Source organism: Megasphaera sp. SC8-1 (assembly GCF_024436295.1).
Classification (GTDB): Bacteria; Bacillota; Negativicutes; order Veillonellales; family Megasphaeraceae; genus Megasphaera; species Megasphaera elsdenii.
Genome location: NZ_JANFQH010000005.1, coordinates 16,505 through 41,948 on the forward strand (window position 1 = coordinate 16,505; position 25,444 = coordinate 41,948).

Sequence of the window (25,444 nt, forward strand, 5' to 3'; positions counted from 1 at the left end):
CGGAATGGTGTGCGCCTCCGCCCGGCGGAAGGGGGTGCCGCGACTTGTCGCGGATGCCTTACGGCTTGGACCCTAAAGGCCCGTACAATCAGAAAGGAGTATCACTCATGGCCCATTTCCATCTTTCCATGAAGGTCCAGCCACGCCAAAAAGATGGCAGAAAACTATCGGCCAAATTACATTACGACTACATCGCCCGCCAAGATAAGTATGCCCATCTGAAAGGACGTCAGGAAGACTTTGTCCTTGCGGAAAGCGGCAATCTTCCGGCCTGGGCTCACGGCAACGCCGGCACGTTTTGGAAGGAGGCTGAGGACCATCGCAGCCCGAGCGGAACAGCTTACCGGGAAATCGAAATAGGGCTCCAGGAAGAACTCTCCCTCGAAGATAACTTGACTTTGTTAAAAGGGTTCATGAACGAATTCCATATCGACAACTACGCCTACACCTTTGCCCTTCACAGTAAGGATTCGTCGCTGGAACAGGGCCACACCAACATCCACGCGCACCTCATGTTCTGTGAAAAAATCCAGGAAGCTGACCGGCCGCTGGGGCCGGATAAATTCTTCCAGCGTTACCGGGAAACGGCTAGCGGCGAGAAGACCGGCGGCTATCTGAGCAGTCGGGAATTCAAACCAAAATCGGTGCTTCGTACTATGCGCAAGCGCTGGGCCGAACGGGTCAACGAGATGTTCAAGGAGCGCGGCATCGACGCCGAAATCACGGAAAAAAATAACGCCGACCGCTACGATGAACTCGTCGAGCAGGGGCGTTATGACGAAGCCGAACTGGTAAATCGGACGGCTGCTCCCCACCTCGGAAGAGCCTACCGGAACGACGCCATCATGGAAAAACTGCGGGATATGGAAGACGAAGAAATGAAACGCGATAACCTCGCCCTCAACGACGTAGACCCTGATACTTCCGACGAAGCCGAACAGGCCGAAACGGAAGAACGGGTAAAGGCCTTTGCGGAAAAATCCAAACAGGAACAGATGCTGATTCTCTTCGTGAACGACCTGCAAATCCGCCGCCTGGCAAGGGTTCTCCAGCAGGAACGGCTCAGACAAAGACAGGCCCAAAAAGAAAGTCGGGCCGAAGGGAAGGAAATAAAAGATCCCCTCATCATCACTGCCGGCGACCTGGACCTCAAGATGGAAGAAGAAGAACTCCGTTTGAGACAGCTCGTCGACGAAGCCAAGGAAACCTATCGGAAGGCCCGTTGTGAAGTCTGGGAAGAAAAACCGCTCGAGGACGAAGCCATCGCAAGTGTCCTCGGCGAAAACTGGCGTAAGGAAAAACAACGTCTCTTGGGACTCCAGGGAACCCTGAAAGCCATCCGGAGGCACCTGGATGACAAACGGAATCCAGAAGAAGAAAAGGCCTTTTTGAGACGGAATTGTCGCGTTATGACGGCCTATGATGACTGCCGGAAAAAGATGGCCCAATGGGACAAACTCCAGGCCGAAAAACAAAGCGACATCGACGCAATTTATAAAGCTTTAAAAGCGAAAAACGACGCCAATCGAAAAGCTTCTAACTTGGCCTACGGCGACTTGAAGGGCAAGGAAAAACAGCTCCGCGCCTTCCACGACAAACGTCTCCAATTAGAAAGGAATTACGCACCGGACCAAATCCTGTTTGCCGAAAAACTGGCCCGAAAAGTCCAGCCCTACTGCAAGGTCCTCGGTCGCCAGCCGTTGAAGGACTTGATGCACGGACCATACCAGGGGAAAGAGTATTATTTGACGGGAGAAGTCAATTTCGATCCCGAAAAACGGGAATGGCGAGCCTTGGCAATCCGTACCGGCGATGACATGGATCAGGGCAAAGCTCCGCTGTATAAAGTACGATTACATGAAGAAGGGCCGGATCAGGACATTACCATTTTTGAAGTAAAACCGACGAAAGAACGGATTGCCATGTACAAAGAACTCTATCAAGATCAGCCACGCTGCCAAAGTGGGAAATTCCGTGCCAAAGCCTACAATTCTCAAGGCCATGAAAAGCCTTTCAAAGGGGCCTCTCCGACACCACCGCGGCCCATCGCAAAGGCGGCTGTTCAGAAATTAAACGACCTCATGGACGAAGCCATGAAGAGCGAAACGGGACGCATTGTCATCCATTGGCAGGATAACGAACGCCATTACATCAAGAAAACAAAAATGGAAAAGATAGAAGAAGAACTTTATAAGGGACGGTCATTATAATTCTACGTCGGGCAGATCCATGACGACTTCGCGGGCCAGGGTTTCCTGGCCCGTTTTTTCATTGATGACCTTCAGGTAGTAGCGATCGTTGAGGTCGTAATTCTTCTTCTGCAAATCAAAGGACAAGACAACGATACGGTCACCGGGAGTGGCAGCCTTGCTTTCCGCCCGGTACAGGACTTCGTTGGAAATGATTTCGCCACTGCCCGTTTCAAAACGTATCCGGTAAGTGACGGGCTTGACGACGTCACTGATGACTTGTTCCTGATAGAAGCTGAATTTGACGTGGAAGGCCGTGATTTTCCGAATATCGTTGATGAGGGCCAGGCCGACGTCTTCCGTATCGACGAGACCTTTCCGCGTGCTGATGAAAAGGCACGGTACCAGCAGTTCCTGCGGGGACAATCCGCCGTGTACATAGTTCATGCCGCCATGGCATTTAAAGACGCTCATGCCCTTGGCCAGGACGATAGAACGCGTGTCTTCATTGACCAGGATCTTCCCTAAGGGAATGGAGTAAATTCCTTCTCGGTCCACCGGCTGGTCCGTCAACAGGAACCGGCGGTCGGTCATCCAGGTCTTCCCGGCTTCGACCGTGTCCAGTTTATCCGTTGGGTCGAGGGCCTTGCGGGTGTACAGGAAGCCGTGGTCGGCCGTAATCAGGAAGCGATAGATATTGCCGCTCTTGGACAGGCGTTTGACCAGTCTGAAGAGTTCGTCAATCGTCTGATCTGCCGCCTGAAAGACGGAGTTCTCCGTTTTCGAGGCTTCGCCTGTCGCATCGATTCGGTTATGGTAGACGTAGATGACTTCTTTCCCAGCAGAAAAACTTTTCAGTTCCGATACTTTCATGGCAATAAGTTCATCATAAAGAATGGCTGCCGAATGAGGATTCTCTTGCTGCAACAATTTTTCCCGTTGCTCTGTCGACGCACATGGCTTGCCGTCTAGCAGGACCTTGGGCGTATCATCCCGGGTCAGTACTAGCGTATCGTGAGGCAGCAGCTCGGCCATCCCCAATAGGGTAATAGACGGCAGTGGCGCCATGCGGACTTTCTCCTCGACTGAGCAATTTTCATCGTCCTGGAACCGGGCAGCCAGCTCTTTGGCGGCTTCCAGGCGGAAGGCATCGGAAATGATGACGGCCACTTTCTCTTTGACAGGCCGGACTTCATCTTGATAGAAATAGCGCTGGCGCGGCACGATTTCCTGACAGTAATCGTTGCCATAGGCTTCGTTCCACTGCAACAGCAGCGGCTCTAAGAAGGCGTTCTGGTAGAAGTTCTGGACCAGGGTCCGCAAAGTGTCGAACTGACCCGGATTTTCGCCATCCAAGGCATCATAGGCCGTGAAGAAATGGCGGTACTCCGTATCGATCTGGTAATCGCTTTGGCAGTACGTTTCGGTCAATTCTTTCAAGGTCGTCCGCGGTTCGTAGTCCTGCCGGACCAAGAGCTTCTGCGCCGCCAGGAGCAACGAGTATTCCGACCGGAAATGCTGGCCGAAATGAAGTTTCAGCCGTAAATCACACAGGGCTTCCAGGGACAGGCCGCCGACTTCCCCATTCGGGTCCAGGCCGACGAGGCGGTCATTGACCCATTGGATAAAGAGCTCGTCAAGGCAGGCAAAAGACGACGTATGGAGGAAGAGTTCCAGCGGTAGTTTAGCCAAGACGGACTTGGTATCAAGCTGGCCGGCAGCCATGATTGACCGCCTGGTACATCACGGTCATCTGTTGATATTTGAGGGTCCCAGCTACCGCATGGAACATGCCCTCATGCGTCAAGATGGCAGGGCTTCATCCCAGCCACAAACAATCCCGCCAAAAACAGGGAATTCCCCACGGTAATTCGAGGGAATTCTGAAGGTGAAATTAGGGAAAATTGCTTGACAAAAAACATCCGTTCGGCTACTTCCTGGAGCCAGCCGCTGAGGAAGAGGTTATTACAGCCTTCGTCGAGGAGCTGCTGCATATAGTCGAGGAGGCCGTCGTAGTTACCCGGTTCGCCCTGCAAGAGGCTGCCATAGTTCTTGGCGTCCCGGAAGGTGTCGATGAGTTCATCGGCGAGGTTGACGAACTGGTCTTCCAGGCTCATCTGTTCAGCTTCGACCTGGCCCCGCATATCGCTCCACTTAGTCAGGCCGTTGCTTTCTTCGATGGCGCAGACCTGGGGCCACAGTTCCCGTGAAAAGAGGCACCGATCGTACTGGCGAGCTTTCATCATCAAAGAGAAATACGTCAGCTGATAAGCCCGGTCGTCGATGTCCAGGCCGTAGAGGTTATGGGCCAGAATGCTCTGAGCGGCTTCTCGTTCCGTATAGCCCTGAGACAGGTATATATCCAAAGGCATAGACCAAGATGTGGTCGTTGCCGGAACAGGGATCTCAAAGGTGTCTGTATTTGATACAATCGAACGATAGCAGGGATTTTGAACACCCCCGTGTTCACTTCAATCGGTGTTGTACTGATTGGCTATCTTCTTGAGCAGAAGTGCTTTTTCCATGAACCAGTCAAAGTAGTTTTTATATTCTTTTCTATCAAACGCCGCATCAAGCTCCTTGGTCAAAAGCATACGTCCATCTTTTTCACCTTCTGACCACTCAATGGAAGCGCCTAATTCCTTTTCTATCGTATCTTGATTATCTTTCAGCTGCCTATACCAATCCTTCCCCTTGGCAACATACAAGCCCGCTGTCGCCCGATGGCGGGATGTGTTGATTGTAAATTCTACCACCACAGACGATACGCCGGTACTCAGGTTGTACCAATTGGTCGCGAAAGCCTTTCTGCATGAGAAGCTCTTGCTGAACTTACTGTCTTTATCGAAGGCATAGTCACAGAACTGCTGCCAGAAGTTCAATTGGAATTTCCGCAGCGGCGTCAGGGTTTCTGCAGCTTTCACCGTTTTTGCCCATTCGTTGGGACGTTCTACAACATTAAACCGTGGTGCTGGCAGCGAATCCCCAATGCGCCAGAGTTCAATTTCAATCAGGAAAAAACCAATATTTTCATCCGTATGCTGATTCAGCCATCCGATAGCCTGTTTATGCTCATCACGAGCCCTTTTGACAATCCAGACTATAATTTCAGCGTCTTTCCCTGCCGCATACGTAATGATTTTTCCCAAATGATCATGGTCGGTATCTTCCAGCTGATTCTCGATGATAATCCCACGGGAACTCCCGCTTTCGCGGGCGTAGATGTCTACACTGAAACTTCCTACTGGAGATTCCGTTTCCTCAAGCTCTAGGTCAATTTCAATGGCATCACTCAGCTGTTCCAGATTTTCTTTTTGGGCAAGCCATTTTGAAAAATCCTGTTCCTCATGCGGCCAGATAGACCGCAAGTCATCAATCCGTTTCATGCACCCTAGTTTTTCCATATATGTCACTTCACTTCCCGATGCTTTAGAAATGCTTCTCCTCTGCCGCCTTGAAATTATAGACTGGTTTCATCACGTCGATAACGTCCACGGTGTCACCGATGACATCCAAGATATCGTCAAGGGATTTGTAGGCCATAGGAGCCTCGTCAATGGTACCTTCGTTTACCGATGTTGTATATACGCCTGCCATCTCCTGCTGGTATTCCTTGAGGGAAAGCTCTTTGATTGCCTGGGTACGGGACATGATGCGGCCTGCGCCGTGCGGGGCAGAGTAATTCCACTCGGCATTGCCTTTGCCGAGTGCCAGGATGCTTCCGTCACGCATGTTGATGGGAATGAGAACCTTTTCACCCTTATGTGCGGCGATGGCTCCTTTTCTGAGAATCATCTCATCGACATCGATGTAGTTGTGAATGGTATGAAACGCTTCGCCGGGCTGAAGGCCGGCTCTTTCCAGCAGTTTTTTGGCAATCTGCTCCCGGTTCAGTCTAGCAAACTGCTGGCAAAGAGCCACATCATGCAGATACTGCCTCAGGTATTTTCCGGAGACAAAGCAAAGATCTTCCGGCAGCTTTTCTCTGCGTTGTTCTGACTTCGCCTGCTGGATGGCCTTCTGGATTTCTTTTTGCCGTCCTGCTGCCTTGTATTCTGCTATGATATGCTGGAGCCGTTCTTCCAGTGTTTCATCATGGGCATTCAGCTCAACGGCCATGCGCTGATAAATCTCCGCCACCTGTTTTCCCAGGTTCCGGCTTCCTGTATGGATGACGAGATAATGTCGACCATCATGGGTTTTATCGACCTCGATGAAATGATTCCCGCCTCCCAGGGTACCGATACTGCAGGCAATCCAAGACAGTTTTTTCAGCTTGTCATAACAATAGAGCCGCTGCAAATTGAAGTCAGCCTGTTTCTCAGGCCAGACATTCATCCCGGAAGGTACGATGTGAGCCGCTTCATCGAGTCTGGCAAAATCAATCGGCTGCTTGTCAAGAGCAATCGTATACATGCCACAGCCGATGTCCACGCCGACGATGTTCGGTACTGCCTTGTCTGTGATTGTCATCGTCGTACCAATCGTACAGCCTTTCCCGGCATGGACGTCCGGCATAATCCGCACCCGGCTCCCCTTCGTCAGCTCATAGCTGCACATGCGGCGGATTTGTTCCCTCGCTTTCTCATCGATACTCTTGGCATACGATATTGCCGTTGTAACTGTTCCTTCAATCCGTTCCATTGTCGCTTCACCTGCCGTCCCTGAGTTCCATAATTTTCTACTATTATACAACAGTTTACAGCTTTTAAGCCGCTTGCTCATCGCCCCAAGCCAATGCTTGCAAAGCCTTGAGCAATGTGCTTGAATTTATGCTACTTTGGGCTTTGGACACCAAAGTGGCGAAAAATACTTCCTTGTGGATCTGCTGGCTTAGCGCGTGCCGCAGCTCTTGCGGGCTCTTGTCCCGGTAGGTGTTCAGCCGCTCGTCCTCATACGGCAGGATCTTCATGAGAGCGTGCCCGGAATTCGTTAGGTTCAGCAGATGCTCAATCGCAGTCTTTGTGCGAACTTTGTAGCTGCCGAGCTCCCAGAACATCTTCTGCTCGTAGTAGTTCGTCTCAATGCCCCAGCGGAGCTTGTAGAGCTTGAGCGGGTAAATCGCCATATGCTTGGAGCTGGTGTTGCGGAGCCCTTTGTTCTCCTGCCAAGCAATGCTCATGTGCAGCGCCATCGGATCTATGGTGCTGAAAAAGAGACGGTACGAGCCACTCTTGCTCAGCGTCACATAGGCATGGACGGTATGGTCGCCAAAGATGCGCGTTTTCACCAGACGGTGAGCAACAAAATAGTTGTCCATCCGGCAAAGGTAATTCGTGAGATCATTGGCAATCTCGTCCAGCATCAAGCGTTTACCGTACTTTGGTGGACGGCCGCGACGGCCTGCCGTCGAATCCGGCAACTCGAACATGGCCGTATCGTGGCGTGCATTGCAGGTCACATTGAGATTCGGATAGCTGAGAGCATGTGCGAGCAACTCGCGCTTGGCGTACCAGCTATCGAAGAGCAGGATGACCTGGCGTTTTTCAAGGATTGGCATGACTTCATCGAGAAGCTGGCAGGCAAGTGTCAGCTTCGAGGCTTCGCCGTTGCTCATGACGTAGCCAATCGGCACCGCGATATAACGGATCTGCTGCTTGCCTGCGGTCTCATGGAGGACCGGCACGCTCATCGTCAGGCTGACGAAGGCATGCCCATTGAAATAGGACTTGCCATCGTGTTTGGCGTGGTCGTACAGGATGCCTACACCGTCGAAGTGCTTGCCCCACTTGGCAATGGACGTGTCGTCCACGCTGAGCAGGATAGGCTCCTGCCGCAGTGCCTCTGGCACTATGGCAAGCGCCTGCAGCGCCAAGGCCTGGCGAATGGATGCATCCGTGACGAGGCCGTTGCCAAGGGCGCGGTAATAGCTGTTGAGCGATGCGTCCGTCTGCTTCGATAGGAACTGCCGGAACAGGCAGCGCACCGACGGCGCCGACTCCAGAGCCAGTTGAGCAATGAGTAACCACGCCAGCAGATGGCGCGTCCGTCTCGTCGCAGATGGGAACAAGGAAGAAAAAGTCGTCAGGAGTCTGTTAACTGTCGGCTGACTGGTGTATAATTGAGACATCACGTAGCACCTCTCGTGTTTGGTTTGTGGTGAATCTTGAAGTGGTAAACTAAAATTGGACACGGAGGGGGTAATTTTTGGACATACGGTGTATACTGTACGGATAGTACGAAATTAATTATCGGACAGAAATTCTCCCTCACAGGACAGGAGGTTTGCCGTGAAGTACACAAAAGAACAGAGATTGGACATTGGCCGCCGCATTTACGACGGCGAAATCAGCCGGTATGAAGCTGCAGAGGAATACGTTATCAATGAGCAGACGGCACGGAATTACATGAGAATGTACCGGGATGCCAACCAGTTGCCGCCCAAGCAGGGACGAAGAAGCATCTGTGCGCCCTCGTTCAAGAAAGCTCCGGCAGAGCTGGATGAACTGAAGGCGATGACAAAGGAAGAACTTATCCAGGAACTAATCAAGGCCAAGATAACCGAGGCACGGCTAAAAAAAGGCTACGAGGTGAAGGGGGATGGTACTGTAATTCTGTACGGCAACAAGATTATCAAGTAATCATGGAACTATCCGGAGAAATTCCGGTGAAGCTTCTTTGCAAGACAATGGGCATCCAGAGGAGCAGTTTCTACGCTTGGAAAAAACATCTTTCTCAGCCGTCGGGCAAAGAAAAGCGCCTTTTGAGCAACGTCCTGCTGTTCCAGGAGTACCATTGGAAGTATCCATCGCACGGCTATCGCTGGCTGAACGCCAAGATACGGTTGGACAAAGAGATTGTCCTGTCCGATCCCTATGCCCACAAATGCTGTAGGATTGCGGGAATCAAGAGCAAATCCAAGCACTACAGGTACAAGAAGGCTGGCGATCCAGCGCGGATATTTCCCAACCTGCTCATGTCTGAAATGCAGATCGATGGGCCAATGCAGTGCATCGTGAGTGATATGACCGCTTTTTATGTGAAAGGCATCTACCATGAACTGACTCTTTATATGGATCTATGGAACAATGAGATTGTCAGTCATTCCCTCTCTGCAAAACGCGGTGATCGCATGACTTACATCAGCGGACTGGAAAATCTGATTGAGTGGCAAAAACGGCATCCGGAGCACCAAATGGTTCTCCATTCTGACCAGGGATCGGTCTACGCCTCCAAAGCCTACAACGAGCTATTGCCCATGTACGGCATCACCCGATCCATGTCACGTGCCGGGACCCCCACAGACAATGCCGCTATGGAGTCCATCAATGGATGGATCAAGGCGGAGCTGTTCATGGACTTGCATGTGACCGGCGAGAAACCGGTCAAGGAGGAGGTGGATGACTACATTCTTTTCTTCAATGAACAGAGGCCAGCCTATTCCTTAGGCTACCTGACGCCGAAGCAGTATCGGGAACGTCACACGCCCATCTGCTGATCTCGTCTGCATTATCGATGGCATGGTTTGTCTAACAAGCTTGAAGGATGTCAGAAAAGTTGATGAATCTTGTACATCGATTCGTTTTTTATGCCTGATTTTTTTAGTTTTGTGTCCAATTTTTGTTGACAAGTGCAAGTGACTGCATCTTTGATTGTATGAAGTGATGTATTAGTAATGGCAATAAGAGTGCTAATTGCTGATGATCACGCTCTATTGAGCCAATACGACCCGTTGAATTTGGCGGGTCGTTCAACAGATAGTAGGAGGTTATTATGAAGAAATTTTGTTTTTTGTTTTTGATAATCTGTGGCTTGATGGTTTTCTGCCTTCAGGATTGTCAAGCGCGGCAGAAATTAAATCTTGCTGATCTGGAAAATAAATATAACGCCGTGATTGGTGTTTACGCCGTTGACATGGAGAATGGAAAAAAAATTTGCTACAAACCTGATACGCGTTTTTCCTACTGCTCGACACACAAAGTTTTTACGGCTGCAGAATTGCTAAGACAAAAAAATACCTCCGATTTGAATGAAATTCGTAAGTTTTCGGCGGAAGATATTTTGTCCTACGCGCCAATCACCAAAGACCATGTTGCTGATGGCATGACGCTGGCGGAAATTTGTTCGGCATCGCTCAGGTGGAGTGACAACACGGCGGCAAATTTAATTTTGCAGGAGATCGGCGGCGTGGAAAATTTCAAGGTGGCACTTAAAAATATTGGCGACAAAACTACCAAACCTGCGCGAAATGAACCTGAACTTAATCTTTTCAATCCAAAAGATAATCGTGATACTAGCACGCCGAGACAGATGGTAAAAAATTTGCAAGTCTATATATTCGGCGATATTTTGAGCGACGACAAGAAAAAACTGCTGATTGATTGGATGAGCGACAATTCCATAACCGACACGCTTATCAAGGCAGAAACTCCGCAAGGTTGGAAAGTTATCGACAAGAGCGGTTCAGGCGATTATGGGGCGCGGAATGATATTGCCGTGATTTATCCGCCCAATCGCAAACCCATTGTCATGGCGATAATGTCGCGCCGCACGGAAAAAAATGCAAAATCTGACGACGCTATGATTGCGGAGGCGGCAAAACGAATTTTTGATAATTTAGTATTTTAAAGGGGCTTGATAGCATCGGTATTGCCGATGGGCAGAGAGGGCCATCACGCAAAAATATTTCGCCAAACATTTATATCTCACTCAAACTTCGCACACCTGAAACCCTTACTATTATATCATATTCCGATTTTCTTCATCAAAAATACGGCAGAGAATCCTGCGTTTCCTCTTGGATTCTCTGCCGTAATCCTTTTTTCCTGCTTATGCTCTGATTTCCGTCCCGTCCTTGAAGGTCACCCGGATATCGTCTTTGCTGTACACTGTGATGAAATCCACCAGGCTGCCCCACAGCCGGGCATCGAACTCCTTAATGAGATCCTGATTCCTAAGCTCCTTGATGAAGCTGTCCATCTGACGGCTCCGGGCCTTGCGATACTGGATGGCTTCACAGGTCTTGTCGTACTGCGTCTTCGCTGCTTCATACCGACTGACCAGTTCGTTGTAGTTCCGGTCATAATCATCCTGGTTCTGCGCGACCCTGGCGTTCTCGGCTATGAGCTGCTGTATCTTGTCGGCCAGCAGGTTCAAATCTGTGCTTATCCTGTCCCGCTCCTCTTCCAAGTCTTCTGTGTCAGTGAGCCGTTCCTTCAGCAGTGTGATGCTGTCAAGTACGTCCGCTTTGTTTTCGATGAGCTGATTGACGGCCCGGACGAAGGCTTCCTTGATATCATCCTCTGTCAGATGTGGTGTCTTGCAATGGCTCTTGAACTTATCGTTGCATCGGTAGATGGTTCTGCGGTACTTGTCGGTCGAATGCCAGACCTTGGCCCCGTACCAGCCTCCGCACTGGCCGCACTTGATTTTGCTGGAGAAGATGGATACGCCGCTGTAACGTCCCCTGCCTTCACGCCGCCGCTTGATTTCTTCCTGTACCCAGTCGAAGACCTGCGGGCTGATGATGGCTTCGTGGTTATTTTCCACATAGTACTGCGGCACTTCCCCTTCATTCGCTTTCGTTTCTTTGGTCAGGAAGTTGACGGTGAACCGCTTCTGCAGCAGGGCATCGCCCTTGTATTTCTCATTTGTCAGGATGCTCTCTACCGTCCCCGGATACCAGCGTTTCTTTCTTGCCGGAGTTTCCAGCCCTCTGGAAGTCAGCTCCCTGGCAATGGAGTGGAAGGTATACCCGTCCAGGAACAAGCGGTAAATCAGTTTCACCGTCTTGGCCTGTTCCCGGTTGACGACCAGATTCCCGTCCGGTCCCCGGTCATAGCCAAGGAAATGGCCGAACGGCACACACACCTTCCCGTCAGCGAATCGCTTCCGATGGCCCCAGGTGACGTTTTCCGAGATGCTCCTGCTTTCTTCCTGCGCCAGGGAACTCATGATGGTGATGAGGAGTTCGCCCTTGGCATCGAGCGTCCAGATATTTTCCTTCTCGAAATATATCTCGATGCCCTTGTCCTTGAGCTTGCGTACCGTTGTCAGGCTGTCTACGGTATTTCTGGCGAAGCGGCTGACTGATTTTGTGACGATGAGGTCGATTTTCCCATCCATGGCATCCCTGACCATCCGCTTGAAGCCATCGCGGTGACGCGTGTTGGTAGCCGAGATGCCTTCATCGGTGTAGATGCCGACAAATTCCCAGTCATCCCGTTCCCTGATATAGTTCGTATAATAATCGACCTGTGCTTCATAGCTGCTGATCTGGTCATCATGGTCCGTGGAAACCCTGGCATAGCCCGCTACTCTCCGCTTCTTCCGGCTGTTAATCGGAGCCGCCGTATAACGGCTGATGGTGGCCGGGATGGCCCTTACTGTCTTTGCCACTTTTCTCCGCTCTCCTTTCTCCGTGCCTTGGGACGCCGCTTGGATGGCGTAGGCGTATAAGAAATCTCTTCTGTTCTCCCACTCTTGAAATGGACAGTCAAGCAGTCTGGCTTTCCGGCTTCGATAGATTCCACTTTTCCCCGGAATCTATCCTCATCAAAGTCCTCTAACCCCATGGCCTCTGCGGCCACACGCTTCAGGTCATCTTCCCGGATGCTGACCGATTCACATTTGCCGCCTTTGCTGCATCGCCAATAAACAGGCCTGTCATGCTTCGTTTTGCACCTCCGGAAAGAGGATCCGCACAAGGCGCACCGGACACGTGTCGTAAAGGCGGAGAACCGGGTTCCCTTGCCATTGGCCATGTAGTTTTTCATCCATTCCCTCTGGCGATCCTTATACTCATCGGTCCAGCAATCCTTCTTCGCCGTTGATACCCAGTGCCGGATAAGTTTCTGTCCGTTTTTCATACAGAAAACCATCACATGGTATTCTGGTACTACTATCTTTTCGACCTGGTCAAGAAAAGCCTGCTCGTCAAAATCATCCAGCCCCAAAACTTCTGTACTCTCCTTCACAAGGACTTCCTGCGGGATACTGCCTTTTGCGCCGCAATTCCGGCCTTTCAGCTTATGGGAGCCGCAATCCCAGAATTCTTCAAAGCCCCGGTCTGTGCGGCAATTGTGCATCTAACTCCGACCGCAGATGCCGCATTTGATTTTTCCCGTGAAGCAGGTCGTGTTCAAGGACTTATTAGCCAGCGCCCCCAGTTCCTTTCGCCGCGCCATCTCCTGCTGCACGTAATCAAAGGTTTCCTTGTCGATGATAGGCTCATGCGTATTTTCAACATAATACCTAGGAAGTTCGCCCCGGTTCTTCTTCCGCTTCTTGAGGATTAGATCCGTCACATATTCCTTCTGGAAAAGCATATTGCCAGTATAGGTAACATTGGTCAGGACAACCCTGATGTTGGAATCCATCCAGCGGCAGCCATTCCGGGTCGTGATACCTTCGGCAGCAAATTCCCGTTCGGTTTCAAGACGTGACTTGCCATCAAGGAAATTCTGGAAGATGCGCCTGACAACAGCTGCTTCCTCGGGAACTACCACCAGGTTATCCCCTTCCCAGCGATACCCATAAACACGGAACCGCCCGTTAGGATTCCCCTGCTCAAATTGTTTCTTGATGCACCACCGGATATTTTCACTAATGGAACGGATTTCCTCCTGGGCAAAAGATGCCAGGATGGTCATCATCAGCTCGCCATCCCCGCTCATGGTATGGATATTCTCTTTTTCAAACCAGACTTCGACGCCCAGCTCTTTCAAATGCCGGACGGTACGCAGAAGGTCTACGGTGTTGCGTGCGAAGCGCTGGATGGACTTGGTCAGGATGATGTCTACCTTCCCGGCTTCGGCATCTTCCAGCATCCAATTCCTGCCTCTTCTTCATCCCCGTCCCAGAGATGCCATAGTCGGCATAGACCCCGGCGTATTCCCAGTCCGGGTTCTTCTGGATGAGGCTGCTGTAATAACTGACCTGCGCCGAAAGGGAATGGTGCATCCGCTCCGATTCCATGGATACGCGGGCATAGGCTGCGGCTTTCTTTCTCTGCTTCAAATTTGGTATGCGTCGTTCAATCTTACGGATAGTTCGCATAGAATCAGCTCCTTTCGACACTATATATCACTCTGTTTGATACAATTATCAAGTGTATAAGTCCCCGGAAAACGGCTGATAGCGGCGAAGCATCTCCTGCTCGAAGTCCCGGTACTCCTTCCCGGTGATGAGCTTTTCGGCCAGCATCCGCCTTGCCAGATACATCGCCATCTGGAAGGCTGTTTCATTTTGAAACGACCTCTTATCCATGGCGGACACCTCCGAACCGGTATGCAATATAGCATGCGTGGGAGCAGAACTTCCGATGGCTGTTGCCATAGACGGTGAATTCCTTCCCGCAAGCCGGACAGGTATAGTTGTAGACTGCCTTCCGCTTCACCAGCTCCAGATGTGCATTCCACCACTTATTCCGGCAGGCATCGCAGCAGAACCGTTTCCGCTTCCGTCCCGGATTCTGCTCAATCGGCTTTCCGCACTGCTCACAGACTGCCCCCGCTGTACTGGCATCCAGGCTGTGCCGCCGGCAGAACGACTTCACCGTATTGATGGAAATCTGGAGCCGCGCCGCTATCCTGCCATATCCTGCCCCATCCCGGCGCAGGACAATAATCTGTTGTTTCTGTTCATCCGTCATCGAGGACACCTCCTGAAAATTTAGCTTTCAGGAGTAACAGGACAGAACGGCTATTGTTAAGTACTATGGAAGCAAAAAAAATACGGATGCCCGTAATGAGCATCCGATTTTTATTACTTGCACTTAATAAACCACTAATTCATTCGGCATTCCGTCTTCTCTAGAGCTTGTTCCTGACGAACCATCTGCAGAAATCAGGCTCTGCATCTCTTCATCAAACTCTTTCATACGAGTATCTTGATTGAAAAAGTGCAGTCCCCAGATCCTATACTGATTATTATCAACGTATGTTTTCACTGGAATTGCTTCTGCTTTCATCTGCAGCAGGAAATTCTCTTTCCACTTATCTTTTTCAAGAAGCATAGTTCCCTTCGGCTCCACGAATATTTGTAGCTGCTCAAATCGATCCGTTTCTGGCCGCTGAAGGAATATTACATAGTCCGGCTCGAAACGCTCTCCATCTTCAAATGAATAGAGGTGGAATTCCCGCTCGTTTCTTACCAGATATACCTTACTGTATACTTTTCGTAGCTCCTCTACATAATCACGAAAATATGCAACAAACGCTTTTTCTTCGGAAGTTCCGAAGTTATCAGTATAAACAAACCAATCTTCCTGAGACAAATCTATTTTCCATTTCTCTGGGACAGACGAATCATTCTGAGAGATACCCACGCCACCATCATGTGGCTCAGTGTAGTTGACTGTTTTATTACGGAATACTTCACAAACACGATGTGCTCTGAATTTTTTTGTTCCCAAATAAGTTTCCTCTATACCAGAAATCGAATCACTGATCTTCTTAAGCGTATTGAAAACCGCCTGGTACAACACATTGACAGCTGGTCTTTCTTCAGGACAATGGATATCAATTCTTACTTTCCCAAGATACTCATCTTTTGTAATAAACTCCCTCGTAGAGTGGACATTGGGAAAATACGATTTCAGTGTATTGAATCTGAAAATCGGATATTTCATCATGGCTTTGTTAACGATGGCATAGTTAATACTTGCTATTTCTCCGATAGTCATATGCGAGGTCTTCAGTTTGTTCACTGTATAATCATTTTCGTCTTGTCCTTCCTTCATAATTTCATCCAAACCGGAACTGCCTGACGAATAGGTATAACTATAAAGAGCATCACGAACATTCGGCTGAAGTCCGAACACTTCTTTACGACTCTTAACTTCACGGTCATTTATAAAAATCAATCCATCTTGATAGAGCGGGTCTGTCTTAAAATCTTCTTTAAGTACATATTCCCTTTGAACAATTTTATCTGTATCAAGTCCAATCTCGCGAAGAGCCTGATGAAGCTCTGTCACGTATCGATGATCGTTTTGGCAATGATATAAAAGCGTCTCGCAAATCCTCATCTCATTTGTTATATCGTCGTCATATTTTCTCTGATATTTCGGCTGTTCCGGATCTATCTGGAACGGGCAGTACCTCGCACCACGTCCAATCAGCTGAGCCTCAGCAATTGTTGCCGGGGATATTTTTCTTCCGCTCGACTGACGAGTTTCATATAAACGAACAATATCAAATAGATTAAGGACATCCCAGCCCTCATCTAGCTTCTTGACTTCAAAAATCGCTCTGTATGGATTATCCGCATCTTCCAAAGAATTCAAGAGAATCTGCTTATTTTGGGCATCCTTATCATCATTTACAGAAACACAATGCGGTTCCGCAAAGTCATCTCGTAGTTCTGCAGCGAGCGTATCCGCAGAGATGCCATTATCTGTAAAGTAAGTATAGGCCTTTTTCATAACAGGATTATCCGTTGAAGTGAAAAGCTCCAGCAGTTTATTCCCTGACAGATGACTTATTATATCGATGAAAGATGCCATGAACTCTTTGCTATCAGCAATCTTAGCTGCTTTAAACAAAACGACAGGCTTTATAGACAACCGGTGATCCTGAAACACTTTCAAACGATACTGGCTTAGTACCAATGCCTGCAAAGCGCGATCCATCAGCGGCAGATCAGAGCGGAGTGTCACAATGTCCTTTGAATATCTATCCTGATAGAAATTTGGAAGCGGATAATTGAAAATAATCTTGTTTTCATAGGCAGCTTTAATAGCCTGATTTTCAAGGTCACATGTCGCCGTAAATTCAAGCAGCACATTACCAGGGTTCCTACTGAATATATTCTTTACGGTCTGTTCCCATGAATGATAGCTATCAGATTCTGCCGCCGACATTTTCTTTTTCGTGTCTACATTCAGATGGTGCGCTTCATCAGATATAAGCACAACTTTCTGATTATCAAAATCATCAAAGGACATCCCATTTTCCTTTGGCATCCACATATCCATATGGAGCCCCTGGGTGGTTGAAAAGCAGATATTAATCCTATCTGGATTAGATGCCTGGAAATTTGTCACTTCCTGAATAATAATCTTTTCGCCGTCAATCACAATCTCATCATTAAAGAGATATTTTGTAGAGGACGAGTCAAGAAAGTTCACTTTTGTCTTTTCAACAATGTTTGAGAGATTGACAAAGAACAGAAAGTTCCTATATCCCTGCTTATAGAGATATAACATCAGTCCGGCCATGATCAACGTCTTTCCGCTTCCTGTAGCCATATGAAATAATGTTTGGGACGGATGCTGGCGCAGATTTCCCTCAAAATAAGTAATGAAATTCTCGAAGGCTTCTCTCTGGTATGGGCGAAACTCAAAGTTGGGGTTTATATTCTGCTGTATATACGATGGAAGCTGCTTTCCGGCTCTCGCTTCGCGGAGGACATCCATCTTTTCATATAAAAATGCCATGCGCTCAATCCTCCTTGTAAAAGCTTCTTGTAAATGCTTTGTCTTCCTCGGAAATTTTAAAGTCTTCGTCATCCATATCGCAATAGTTCACATAAAGCAGGTTCTTGTCCAGAAGTTCCATAAGAAAGCGTTTCTGATCATCAAGAGAAAGTGTCTCAAAATCAGAGGCCGCCGCATCAATATCCGCCGGATTTACCTTGCAGCTGATAAAACCACTCTTTACCATACGGTGGTAAATATCTTTAAGCGTATCTGTATCGGCTGCAACCTGAATCTCATCAGCAAAGTTCTGGTTGAGTTTGGCAAGCTCACAATACACGAACGAACCGCCCCCCTGCCAATTAACAGCTTTAGAAATACCTGTTGCATCTCCTTCAAGGACATTCTTTAAACGACTAATACTATCATTATTGCCATAATCCAACTGTTCTATGCCTATATATTGTCTATCCAACTTATGAGCAACTGCGCATGTAGTTCCACTTCCAAGATGATAATCCAGCACTATATCACCTTTATTCGTGGACATTTCGATTATTCTTCTAAGTAGCTTCTCAGGCTTCTTGCCGCCTTTAAGGGTTACATTTCCTTCTTTCGCAATACCCTCATAAGGAGTATCTATCCAAATATTAGAAAGTTGCATACTAGGAACTTTTCTACCATCAATAATTCTGATTTTCTTTGAATAAAACGCCATTTCGCGCCCATTGTAAATGTGTACAGTGTAATGCCCATCTCGAACTACTGTGTATACAACACCTTTATTTTTCTTTGATATATTCCTCTTTTCGACAACATCCTGACCCGCATTATCACCTATTGCAGTAGACTGGAAAATTGAATCAGAATGGTCCAATGTAAACTTTGAAACAATGTCATTAAAAACGGATTCTCCTAGTTCTTTTTCCGCCTCTTTAGGTGAGCTATAACCATTTTTATTTGCTATATATTTAAAAATATCAACAATTTTCCATACACTTGGATCGTCATCTATATTTTCAACATACCATTTATAATTTTTATCATACTCTGAAACAGTATATTGAGGATTATATGTCCATTTTTGCTTGTGCTTTGCAAAAGCCAATATGTATTCTGCCGTTTCAAAGACGCCAGGATTAACACTGGCGAATCCTGATGGGGATTTTGTTTTTACAGTAATCTTGTTAATAAAATTATTTTCTCCATCTTTATTGAAAATTTCCTTTAAAAGGCAATGCAGTTCTGCAACCCCATCATCGCTAATTTGAACAAATATCGCTCCATCTTCTCTTAACAGTTTTCTAGCAATCTCAAGCCGATTTTTCATAAATGTCAACCATGTTGACATTTTGAAATTACTGTTATATGCAAATGTATCTTCATTCTTTGATGTTTGAAAAAAATACGGAGGATCAATATAGATACATTTTATTTTTCCTTCAAATCGTTCTAATAATGATGAAATAACAAGAAGGTTATTTCCTTTAATTATAAGATTGTCTTTATCTGAGATATCGGTTACTCGTTCACAAATAACATTCAATCCTCGATTCAAGTCACTTTTGCCACCATCAAATTTATATCTTCTAGCATTGCAAAAGACCTTCGGATAAAGCAATCTATCAACTTCATCTGGAGCAAGTGTTTCATTATAGAAAATTTCAGAACGCTTCTGCTCCTCTTTTGTCTGCCCGCCCTCCAGAACGCAATCTTTATACGGGAACACAAGCTCCACCTTACCTGAAGTGCTAATCATCTTGCCGTATTCGTCAGCAAGCCCGATTTTATTCTTAAAACGGGTATAACTGTCTGGCAGAAATTCGCGATTATTAATTACCCACGCAAAGCCTACTTTATCAAAGACAAGAATATCATCGACTTCCTTAAAGAAGCGAGACTTTGTATCTTCGTTCGAAATCAGCAGTCGGATCAAGTTTTCGTCCATCTGCATGGCAGCTTCATAGACGGCATTGCGCAGAAATGTTCCATCTTCCGCAAAAAATCTCTCATCCTGCTTAAGTACATTCAGGACTATGTCAAAAAAATTCTCCATCTTATTTTCCTCCATCTTCTATAAAAAGTTCAGGTACGTTATATCGGATTTCTACGGTATTAAGTTGTACCAGTTCATTCGAGCTTTCGAGCAACACCTTCAGCAGCAGTTTTGGATTCTTTGCCGAATTTCTGATGTATTTATCGGTAAAGCCAGTGTATGGAGGACATGTTCTCCATACACTGGCTTTACCGTCACTTTCTTTCACAGGCATATCCAAAAAGCCTGAATTGCTACTATCTAGCTTGCGTTGGAGTTTATTCCAGACACAGTCAGAAATGAGCCTGTGCTCCTGAGCATGGATGATAATCATCATTGTGAAGTTCGGCAAATATTTTGAACAGGTGTCCATTTCAATACGCTGATGAAACTGGCTAAATAATTTTGGCATACTGCCTAAAAGGTGTAAGGTGCTGTATAACTAATTTAGTATAACACAAAAAGCCGGTACAGAACATCCTTCCCGATGTCCCATACCGGCTTTTTCTCATGCAATCTTCTGTTTTACATCAGCCACAATGGCTTTGACTGCCTGCTGCATCAGGGTGATATACAGCCTGTTCCGAATCTTCACCCACCAGCTGGTGGTGGTCTGGATTTCTGCTTCCAGCGGATCTGTGAGGTTCTTCATTTGGGCTTCCACCATCTTCTGGACGTCATCCAGGTCGATGGACTTGATGGCTGCTTCGGCTTCGCTCCTGGCAAAGCCTACGACGGCATCGGCGACGGCTTTCCTGATTTCTTCACGGTTCATGGTCATTTACCTCCTAGAATCAGCTGTTCGTAATCGGTGATGCCCCGTGCCACGGCTCTGGCCAGGGCATCCTGGGCATTGGCCAGGATGTCTTCATCATCTGGATTGGTGATGAGGGCCAGTTCGACCAGGACAGCAGGCATGTCGGTGTTCGTGAGGACATACAGGCCGTTGACGCCGGGCGTGGCAATTTTCACACCGCGATTGGTGGTATCAAGGACATCGACGATCTGACTCTGGATGTAGCTCGCCAGCATGCTGCCACGGTAACTGCCGGCGCAGGCCCAGGTTTCTGTGCCGTTGGCTTCTTCGGCTTCAGCAGCATTGCAGTGGATGGACACGAAGATGTCGGCATCACTGGCATTGGCGGTCTCGCAGATTTCCTCCAGACTGTTGGACTGGAGCAGTTCTGTTGCTACTCCTGCCGCATTCAGGTAACTTTCCGCAGATTGACCGACGGCCAGGGCTACGTCACATTCACGCAGATTGCTTTCACTATTGACGGCCCCCGGGTCGGGATGGCCGCCCGACGCACGGCCGGAATTCAGGAATAAATCGCCAGAATCAGTGCTGTGACCAGACCGATGATGACGATACAGTCGGGGATATTCACTTTTTCAAACATACCTTACACCGCCTTCGGCGTGACGATCACGACGCCATCCTTGCGGACGATATCGAAATTCTCCATGGCCAGGATGCGGTCAGCTGCTGAACTCCAGTGGCTGTCTGCCTTATATGCATCCAAAGCAGCTCTGGGAACCAGGATTTTGGTCTCAGCAGGAATACCGCGTTCTGCATCGTTCACATTCTCTACGACAAAGTCCACGTTCACATTGTCCAGGACGAGGTATTCCAGATTCTTGCAGGTCGAAAGGGTATGATACGTATTGAGTTCGCCCTTCCCAACATTGCACAGAGTATCAAAGTACACGCATTTCAGGCTAGTACAGTAAGCAAACAGGCTGTAAATCGTATCAATATCGCAAAATCCGCTCAGATCAGCTTATACCGGGGTATAGCCAGCCGGAACGATGATATCCGTCGGGATGGGCGTAGCCTCTGTCGCAGTAATCACTACATCGCCAAAGGAGACTGTTGAAAGAAGGCACAAAAAGAAGGCCCAGCCGCCTTGAGGCGCCGTTCCAGAACCTGGCGTATCTCATTGGCCCGGCTGGCCGAACTGGCATTGAAAAAGTTCTCTTCTTCACTCATGCGCTTCAAATCAGCAAAAGACTTCCCTTCCGCCAAAACAGCCACCGCCTGACGAAGCTCACGGAACCAGAACTGCTCCTTCACCCGGGCCGGATAAGGCTGTGTAAGCACAGCTAAAGCCATCATGTAACGCCTCCTTGGTCGTGGAAAAAATCAATTCTCACCACTGGATATACTATTGTTTGTCCAGTTTTTCTTGTTTCATTAGTTGAAATGCTTCTTCTACATCATAAGCAGGCTTTCTCTTTACCTGCCTCAATAATTGATCTAAAGCCTGATTCCGCTCCATAGCCTTCTTAGTCGGCTTTTTAAGTTCAATTAAGTCCGGAATCTTTAAGAGTTTTCGGATGCTATCAAATATAATTTTATCCGCTAAGCCCCGCTGTGAGTCCATAAAATAATACACATCAATGGCTTTGACAATTCGTAATAAAACGGCAATGTTAGCACGAACACCGAAGGAAGGGAAATCTTCACTTAAATCCTTCGACTTAAAATAAACAGCATATTCCTCTTTATAATTATCAGGAAAAGCTAAAGGAATGTCCAACACGCTCTTTTCAGCCATGGTTATAGAATCCAAGGTATAAACCGATTCAGAGCGGCCAGCCAGCCAATCTAACGAAACACCGAACACATTCGCTATCCGTATGAACAATTCAAAAGTAGGGCCATGGCGTCCGGCTTCCAAATCAGCAATGGCACCTGTACTTTTCAGGCCGAACAGAGCAGCAAATTCAGCTAAAGACAGTTTGTAAGTCGTTCGCAAAATACGCAAACGAAGCCCAAATATTGAAAAAATCATGGTTATCCCCTTGCAATTATCGTTATTTGAGAGTATAATTATAATCGTAAATAACGAGTGATTTATTTACGAATTTATTTTAAAAAGAGAGGAGGTTTAAAGATGGACGAACAGAAACTAATGCTGACCGCGGCGGATGTCGCCCAATTGTTGGACGTAAAGCAGTCGCGTGCTTACTCCATAATCAGGAAAATGAACGCCGAACTCAAAGCACAAGGTAAGCTAGTTCTCCGCGGCCGCGTGAACCGTCAATACTTTTTTTCCAAAATCAAAATATGACTACGAAAAGACTACCGATAATAAAGAAAAAGTCAAGCCAGATGCCCCACATCCAGCCTGACTCTGATGCAAGTATAATCTTCCCATAGCATCGTCTTTATTATACCAAAAAAGTCTCTTTCGTGCCACAAGGAGGCTTCACAATTGAATTATAACGATAAAAAAAAGTACTATTTCATACAATTTGATGATCGTATTACCGACGACATCCATATTTTAGGTCTAAAAAAAATGCCCGGCGGAAAAGCGGTTATCTATACCTATCTGGAAATGCTCGTCTTGGCCGGCGAAACGAAAGGAGTCATCCAACGCAACGATATGTTCTCCACCATCGCTGACCAGATAGCACTCCAGCTCAAAGGGATATCGCCAGAAGAGGTCAATACAGTCTTTGCCGTTTTCACCAAATGCGGATATATCGCCATCAGCGATGATGGCCAGTCCTGTACCTTTAAGCAGGCACCCATCTTAACGAGCAGCCAGAAAGGCGGTACACGCCGCAAAAAACTGGCGGCTATCAGAAAAGATGCCCTAGGGACATTACCACCACCAGACGACGACACAGGTCTTATCGCTGATACAAAGAATGCCGAAGAAGAAGAAAAGCCTTTTCTTAAGGCAAAAAAATGGTCCCATATCAGGGCAAAAAACGCCACTACCAGCAATGGTATGAGGCACTGTTCCGAGGTACTAGATAGTGTAATGGCAAATAATGCCGCCAGACATCATGATGATGATGCTCTTTATACCAAAAAACAACATCATCATATCTCTACCGACTTGGAGGACAAACGGACACGCCTCATCGAATGGGGGATCAGCTCATTCGTAGCCGGGCAAATCGTGGCAATGACTCATATCCAGGACATGAGTCTGGAACGGCTAGATGCCATCCATCAGATAGCTCAATCCAAAGCTACCAACAATCCTCCTGGATATTTGGCAGCTTTATTGAAAGACCAGACTTTCAAACTGCCAAAGGAAATCGAAATTCCCAAAAAGCAGAAAATTTACAATCCCGATTGTCCACATTGTCATGGTACGGGCAAATGTAAGGCTTCAATATCTACTCCAGATTATGATTATGAAGAAGAATTAATGGTATCCTGCGATTGCTGGGAACATTATCAAAAAGGAGGAAAGTAAAATGGGATACACTATGAAGAAAGGGAACTTAACTTTGAACGGTTTTTATGCGTGCAGCAACTATGTTCTTCATGAGCTTGCCAAAGACCCTAATTGGCATGAAGGCCGTCCAGAAGCGCTTTACGAAGGCAGCAATGACAAAACAGCTTATGCTTTTTTCGAATCGGGGAACTGGTACCTTCTGGATTTCCAACACATAACAGCCGTTAAAATTCCCGAAAAGGTCATCGAAGTCCTGGTCGATGAAAATGAAACTCAGCGTAAAGCGGCTATTTTGCTGAGGAATCTCCAATTAGTCGATTTGATGATCCAACACATGCACTCTGGAACCTGGTCTGACGGATTGCCCGTCAGGCCGTTCTTCAAAGACGACTACTGCTGTATAGAATATGAATCCGGCCGCTGGTGGCATTACGATATTGATAATGGAACTTGGTTTTAGAGGAGATGACTGGATTGCCTGCTTTTAAAGATACCTCAAATAATACCTGGAGTGCGTCCTTTTATTACACCGATTGGACGGGACAGCGCAGGCGGAAAAAGAAAGTTGGTTTCAAAACCCGTCGGGAAGCCTTGGCCTTCGAGGAAAATTTCAAGTCCAAGGCCGCCGGGGCCACTACGATGACATTCGGTGAACTCTACGAACTCTATATGGAAGACGCCAGGGTCCGTTTAAAGCCGACAACATACCGGAATAAGGAGTTTGTCATCAAGCTGAAGGTCCTGCCCTTTTTCAAGGACCTTCCCATCTCTTCGATTACGCCGGCGATTATCCGGAAGTGGCAGAATCAGATGCTGAGCGCGACGTACACGCCCTTTGGCAAACAGAAGACCGCCCAGCCTTACACGCAAACCTACCTGAAGACGATCAATAATCAAGTATCGGCCATCTTCAACTTTGCCGTGAAGTACTATCACCTTCCGCAAAATCCAGTCCGGCTCTGTGGTTCCATGGGGAAAAAACGGTCTGACCGTATCAGCTTCTGGACGCTCGACGAATTCCGCCAGTTCATTACGGTGTACAAAGACGACATCCTGTACTACACGATTTTCATGCTCCTCTTCTGGACCGGTATGCGCGAAGGCGAACTCTTAGCACTAACCGCAGCGGATTTCGACCTGGAAGAGCAAACAGTCAGCATCACCAAGAGCTATTCCCGTCTGGACGGCCAAGATCTGATTCAAAAGCCCAAAACGTCGAAGAGCATCCGGACCATCACTATCCCGCCCTTTCTCTGCACCATCGTCCAGAACTACATGAACGCCATCTACGGACTCCGCAGCCAGGACCGGCTCTTTCCCACGACGAAGTACGCCATCCTGAATCACCTTCACACAGGCAGTAAAAAAGCCGGCGTGAAAAAAATCAGGGTCCACGACCTCCGCCATTCCCACGCGTCCTTCCTCATCGACCTAGGCTTCTCACCCCTAGTCATCAAAGAACGCCTGGGACACGAAAACATCGAAACCACCCTGAGTACCTACACCCACCTCTACCCATCACAGCAGCGGAAATTGCTAGCGGCCATGGAAAAATTCGGTGAAAAGTCCATCCCCAAAGATGACGACAAAACTACAGCCTAAGTAAATTCAAAACCAGGCGCTGTCACACGAAGACAGCGCCTGGTTGTTTTGTCCATTT

Annotated in this window: 26 protein-coding genes and 2 pseudogenes; 9 read left to right on the forward strand and 19 right to left on the reverse strand. The window is 47.8% G+C overall.

What is annotated here, in order from left to right; genetic code table 11:
• Positions 1-107 precede the first annotated feature (107 nt).
• On the forward strand, positions 108-2,210 hold the full coding sequence (locus NOS26_RS01065; RefSeq protein ID WP_255917160.1) for a MobA/MobL family protein: 2,103 nt from the start codon (positions 108-110) through the stop codon (positions 2,208-2,210).
• Here the strand turns inward: NOS26_RS01065 and pglZ are convergent.
• The 5 genes from pglZ to NOS26_RS01090 all read right to left on the reverse strand — a co-directional run bounded on the left by pglZ (position 2,205) and on the right by NOS26_RS01090 (position 8,259).
• Positions 2,205-3,914, reverse strand: coding sequence for a BREX-1 system phosphatase PglZ type A (gene pglZ, locus NOS26_RS01070; RefSeq protein ID WP_255917161.1), 1,710 nt, complete (start codon positions 3,912-3,914; stop codon positions 2,205-2,207). The genes NOS26_RS01065 and pglZ overlap by 6 nt on opposite strands.
• Before the next feature lie 71 nt (positions 3,915-3,985).
• Positions 3,986-4,561, reverse strand: a complete 576-nt coding sequence (locus tag NOS26_RS01075) for a BREX-1 system adenine-specific DNA-methyltransferase PglX (protein WP_255917162.1) — start codon at positions 4,559-4,561, stop codon at positions 3,986-3,988.
• A 99-nt stretch (positions 4,562-4,660) separates the two neighbouring features.
• Positions 4,661-5,575, reverse strand: coding sequence for a DUF4268 domain-containing protein (locus NOS26_RS01080; protein ID WP_229778450.1), 915 nt, complete (start codon positions 5,573-5,575; stop codon positions 4,661-4,663).
• 43 nt (positions 5,576-5,618) lie between these two features.
• Positions 5,619-6,833, reverse strand: coding sequence for an RNA-splicing ligase RtcB (locus NOS26_RS01085; protein ID WP_008858595.1), 1,215 nt, complete (start codon positions 6,831-6,833; stop codon positions 5,619-5,621).
• A 64-nt stretch (positions 6,834-6,897) separates the two neighbouring features.
• Positions 6,898-8,259 (reverse strand): transposase, encoded by a 1,362-nt coding sequence (locus NOS26_RS01090; protein ID WP_006555382.1) that lies wholly within the window; start codon positions 8,257-8,259, stop codon positions 6,898-6,900.
• 160 nt (positions 8,260-8,419) lie between these two features.
• Between NOS26_RS01090 and NOS26_RS01095 the strand changes: the two genes are divergently transcribed.
• The 3 genes from NOS26_RS01095 to NOS26_RS01105 all read left to right on the forward strand — a co-directional run bounded on the left by NOS26_RS01095 (position 8,420) and on the right by NOS26_RS01105 (position 10,757).
• Positions 8,420-8,770 carry a hypothetical protein gene (locus tag NOS26_RS01095; protein WP_006555381.1) on the forward strand — a complete coding sequence of 117 codons (351 nt, stop codon included), beginning with the start codon at positions 8,420-8,422 and terminating at the stop codon, positions 8,768-8,770.
• A 2-nt stretch (positions 8,771-8,772) separates the two neighbouring features.
• Positions 8,773-9,627: an IS3 family transposase gene (locus tag NOS26_RS01100; protein ID WP_009014516.1), complete on the forward strand. Its 855-nt coding sequence runs from the start codon at positions 8,773-8,775 to the stop codon at positions 9,625-9,627.
• Between the two features lie 275 nt (positions 9,628-9,902).
• The gene (locus tag NOS26_RS01105) at positions 9,903-10,757 is read left to right on the forward strand and encodes an extended-spectrum class A beta-lactamase ACI-1 (protein ID WP_006555379.1); all 855 of its coding nucleotides are present in this window, start codon (positions 9,903-9,905) and stop codon (positions 10,755-10,757) included.
• 201 nt (positions 10,758-10,958) lie between these two features.
• Here the strand turns inward: NOS26_RS01105 and NOS26_RS11685 are convergent, their stop codons facing one another.
• The 14 genes and pseudogenes from NOS26_RS11685 to NOS26_RS01175 form a co-directional block, all read right to left on the reverse strand.
• A complete protein-coding gene (locus NOS26_RS11685; RefSeq protein WP_014128548.1) occupies positions 10,959-12,527 on the reverse strand; it encodes a recombinase family protein in 1,569 nt (522 codons plus the stop codon).
• The gene (locus NOS26_RS01115) at positions 12,512-13,216 is read right to left on the reverse strand and encodes a zinc ribbon domain-containing protein (protein WP_255917163.1); all 705 of its coding nucleotides are present in this window, start codon (positions 13,214-13,216) and stop codon (positions 12,512-12,514) included. The genes NOS26_RS11685 and NOS26_RS01115 overlap by 16 nt, the downstream gene beginning before the upstream one ends.
• Positions 13,217-13,636, reverse strand: a complete 420-nt coding sequence (locus tag NOS26_RS11690) for a recombinase family protein (RefSeq protein WP_370687612.1) — start codon at positions 13,634-13,636, stop codon at positions 13,217-13,219.
• Between the two features lie 114 nt (positions 13,637-13,750).
• Positions 13,751-14,186, reverse strand: a pseudogene (locus NOS26_RS11695) (recombinase family protein); the annotation flags it as partial.
• 48 nt (positions 14,187-14,234) lie between these two features.
• Positions 14,235-14,396: an SHOCT domain-containing protein gene (locus tag NOS26_RS01130; RefSeq protein WP_009146349.1), complete on the reverse strand. Its 162-nt coding sequence runs from the start codon at positions 14,394-14,396 to the stop codon at positions 14,235-14,237.
• Positions 14,389-14,781, reverse strand: a complete 393-nt coding sequence (locus NOS26_RS01135) for a sigma-70 region 4 domain-containing protein (protein ID WP_255917165.1) — start codon at positions 14,779-14,781, stop codon at positions 14,389-14,391. The genes NOS26_RS01130 and NOS26_RS01135 overlap by 8 nt, the downstream gene beginning before the upstream one ends.
• A gap of 123 nt (positions 14,782-14,904) precedes the next feature.
• A complete protein-coding gene (locus NOS26_RS01140; RefSeq protein ID WP_255917166.1) occupies positions 14,905-17,568 on the reverse strand; it encodes a DEAD/DEAH box helicase family protein in 2,664 nt (887 codons plus the stop codon).
• A 4-nt stretch (positions 17,569-17,572) separates the two neighbouring features.
• Complete coding sequence (locus NOS26_RS01145) at positions 17,573-19,603, reverse strand: site-specific DNA-methyltransferase (RefSeq protein ID WP_255917167.1); 2,031 nt, start codon at positions 19,601-19,603, stop codon at positions 17,573-17,575.
• A gap of 1 nt (position 19,604) precedes the next feature.
• Entirely contained in the window at positions 19,605-19,994 is a 390-nt protein-coding gene (locus NOS26_RS01150) for a hypothetical protein (RefSeq protein WP_255917168.1), read from the reverse strand.
• 96 nt (positions 19,995-20,090) lie between these two features.
• Positions 20,091-20,357 (reverse strand): hypothetical protein, encoded by a 267-nt coding sequence (locus NOS26_RS01155; RefSeq protein ID WP_255917169.1) that lies wholly within the window; start codon positions 20,355-20,357, stop codon positions 20,091-20,093.
• 2 nt (positions 20,358-20,359) lie between these two features.
• Positions 20,360-20,956, reverse strand: a complete 597-nt coding sequence (locus NOS26_RS01160) for an N-acetylmuramoyl-L-alanine amidase (RefSeq protein ID WP_370687613.1) — start codon at positions 20,954-20,956, stop codon at positions 20,360-20,362.
• A gap of 29 nt (positions 20,957-20,985) precedes the next feature.
• Positions 20,986-21,291 (reverse strand): hypothetical protein, encoded by a 306-nt coding sequence (locus NOS26_RS01165; RefSeq protein WP_255917170.1) that lies wholly within the window; start codon positions 21,289-21,291, stop codon positions 20,986-20,988.
• A 143-nt stretch (positions 21,292-21,434) separates the two neighbouring features.
• Complete coding sequence (locus NOS26_RS01170) at positions 21,435-21,698, reverse strand: BrxA family protein (RefSeq protein ID WP_255917171.1); 264 nt, start codon at positions 21,696-21,698, stop codon at positions 21,435-21,437.
• Between the two features lie 49 nt (positions 21,699-21,747).
• Positions 21,748-22,377 (reverse strand): helix-turn-helix domain-containing protein, encoded by a 630-nt coding sequence (locus tag NOS26_RS01175; RefSeq protein ID WP_255917172.1) that lies wholly within the window; start codon positions 22,375-22,377, stop codon positions 21,748-21,750.
• A gap of 102 nt (positions 22,378-22,479) precedes the next feature.
• Between NOS26_RS01175 and NOS26_RS01180 the strand changes: the two genes are divergently transcribed.
• The 5 genes and pseudogenes from NOS26_RS01180 (at position 22,480) to NOS26_RS01195 (ending at position 25,386) form a co-directional block, all read left to right on the forward strand.
• Positions 22,480-22,656: a DNA-binding protein gene (locus tag NOS26_RS01180; RefSeq protein WP_204904869.1), complete on the forward strand. Its 177-nt coding sequence runs from the start codon at positions 22,480-22,482 to the stop codon at positions 22,654-22,656.
• 144 nt (positions 22,657-22,800) lie between these two features.
• Positions 22,801-23,802 (forward strand): phage replisome organizer N-terminal domain-containing protein, encoded by a 1,002-nt coding sequence (locus NOS26_RS01185; RefSeq protein WP_255917173.1) that lies wholly within the window; start codon positions 22,801-22,803, stop codon positions 23,800-23,802.
• A 1-nt stretch (position 23,803) separates the two neighbouring features.
• On the forward strand, positions 23,804-24,244 hold the full coding sequence (locus NOS26_RS01190; protein ID WP_255917174.1) for a hypothetical protein: 441 nt from the start codon (positions 23,804-23,806) through the stop codon (positions 24,242-24,244).
• Between the two features lie 5 nt (positions 24,245-24,249).
• A pseudogene (locus tag NOS26_RS11700) lies at positions 24,250-24,399 on the forward strand (Arm DNA-binding domain-containing protein); the annotation flags it as partial.
• Between the two features lie 24 nt (positions 24,400-24,423).
• Positions 24,424-25,386, forward strand: coding sequence for a site-specific integrase (locus NOS26_RS01195; protein ID WP_255917175.1), 963 nt, complete (start codon positions 24,424-24,426; stop codon positions 25,384-25,386).
• Positions 25,387-25,444: the final 58 nt, after the last annotated feature.

What these genes read in the sequence shown, in the direction of transcription:
- NOS26_RS01140 (WP_255917166.1), bottom strand. Translation starts at nt 17,568, where the DNA reads ATGGCATTTTTATATGAAAAGATGGATGTCCTCCGCGAAGCGAGAGCC.
- NOS26_RS01155 (WP_255917169.1), bottom strand. Translation starts at nt 20,357, where the DNA reads ATGAACCGTGAAGAAATCAGGAAAGCCGTCGCCGATGCCGTCGTAGGC.
- NOS26_RS01115 (WP_255917163.1), bottom strand. Translation starts at nt 13,216, where the DNA reads ATGCACAATTGCCGCACAGACCGGGGCTTTGAAGAATTCTGGGATTGC.
- NOS26_RS01065 (WP_255917160.1), top strand. Translation starts at nt 108, where the DNA reads ATGGCCCATTTCCATCTTTCCATGAAGGTCCAGCCACGCCAAAAAGAT.
- NOS26_RS01075 (WP_255917162.1), bottom strand. Translation starts at nt 4,561, where the DNA reads ATGCCTTTGGATATATACCTGTCTCAGGGCTATACGGAACGAGAAGCC.
- NOS26_RS01180 (WP_204904869.1), top strand. Translation starts at nt 22,480, where the DNA reads ATGGACGAACAGAAACTAATGCTGACCGCGGCGGATGTCGCCCAATTG.
- NOS26_RS01175 (WP_255917172.1), bottom strand. Translation starts at nt 22,377, where the DNA reads ATGATTTTTTCAATATTTGGGCTTCGTTTGCGTATTTTGCGAACGACT.
- NOS26_RS01190 (WP_255917174.1), top strand. Translation starts at nt 23,804, where the DNA reads ATGGGATACACTATGAAGAAAGGGAACTTAACTTTGAACGGTTTTTAT.
- NOS26_RS01105 (WP_006555379.1), top strand. Translation starts at nt 9,903, where the DNA reads ATGAAGAAATTTTGTTTTTTGTTTTTGATAATCTGTGGCTTGATGGTT.
- NOS26_RS01080 (WP_229778450.1), bottom strand. Translation starts at nt 5,575, where the DNA reads ATGAAACGGATTGATGACTTGCGGTCTATCTGGCCGCATGAGGAACAG.
- NOS26_RS01170 (WP_255917171.1), bottom strand. Translation starts at nt 21,698, where the DNA reads ATGATGGCTTTAGCTGTGCTTACACAGCCTTATCCGGCCCGGGTGAAG.
- NOS26_RS01150 (WP_255917168.1), bottom strand. Translation starts at nt 19,994, where the DNA reads ATGCCAAAATTATTTAGCCAGTTTCATCAGCGTATTGAAATGGACACC.
- NOS26_RS01100 (WP_009014516.1), top strand. Translation starts at nt 8,773, where the DNA reads ATGGAACTATCCGGAGAAATTCCGGTGAAGCTTCTTTGCAAGACAATG.
- NOS26_RS01130 (WP_009146349.1), bottom strand. Translation starts at nt 14,396, where the DNA reads ATGGATAAGAGGTCGTTTCAAAATGAAACAGCCTTCCAGATGGCGATG.
- NOS26_RS01090 (WP_006555382.1), bottom strand. Translation starts at nt 8,259, where the DNA reads ATGTCTCAATTATACACCAGTCAGCCGACAGTTAACAGACTCCTGACG.
- NOS26_RS01085 (WP_008858595.1), bottom strand. Translation starts at nt 6,833, where the DNA reads ATGGAACGGATTGAAGGAACAGTTACAACGGCAATATCGTATGCCAAG.
- NOS26_RS01195 (WP_255917175.1), top strand. Translation starts at nt 24,424, where the DNA reads ATGACATTCGGTGAACTCTACGAACTCTATATGGAAGACGCCAGGGTC.
- pglZ (WP_255917161.1), bottom strand. Translation starts at nt 3,914, where the DNA reads ATGGCTGCCGGCCAGCTTGATACCAAGTCCGTCTTGGCTAAACTACCG.
- NOS26_RS01135 (WP_255917165.1), bottom strand. Translation starts at nt 14,781, where the DNA reads ATGACGGATGAACAGAAACAACAGATTATTGTCCTGCGCCGGGATGGG.
- NOS26_RS01145 (WP_255917167.1), bottom strand. Translation starts at nt 19,603, where the DNA reads ATGGAGAATTTTTTTGACATAGTCCTGAATGTACTTAAGCAGGATGAG.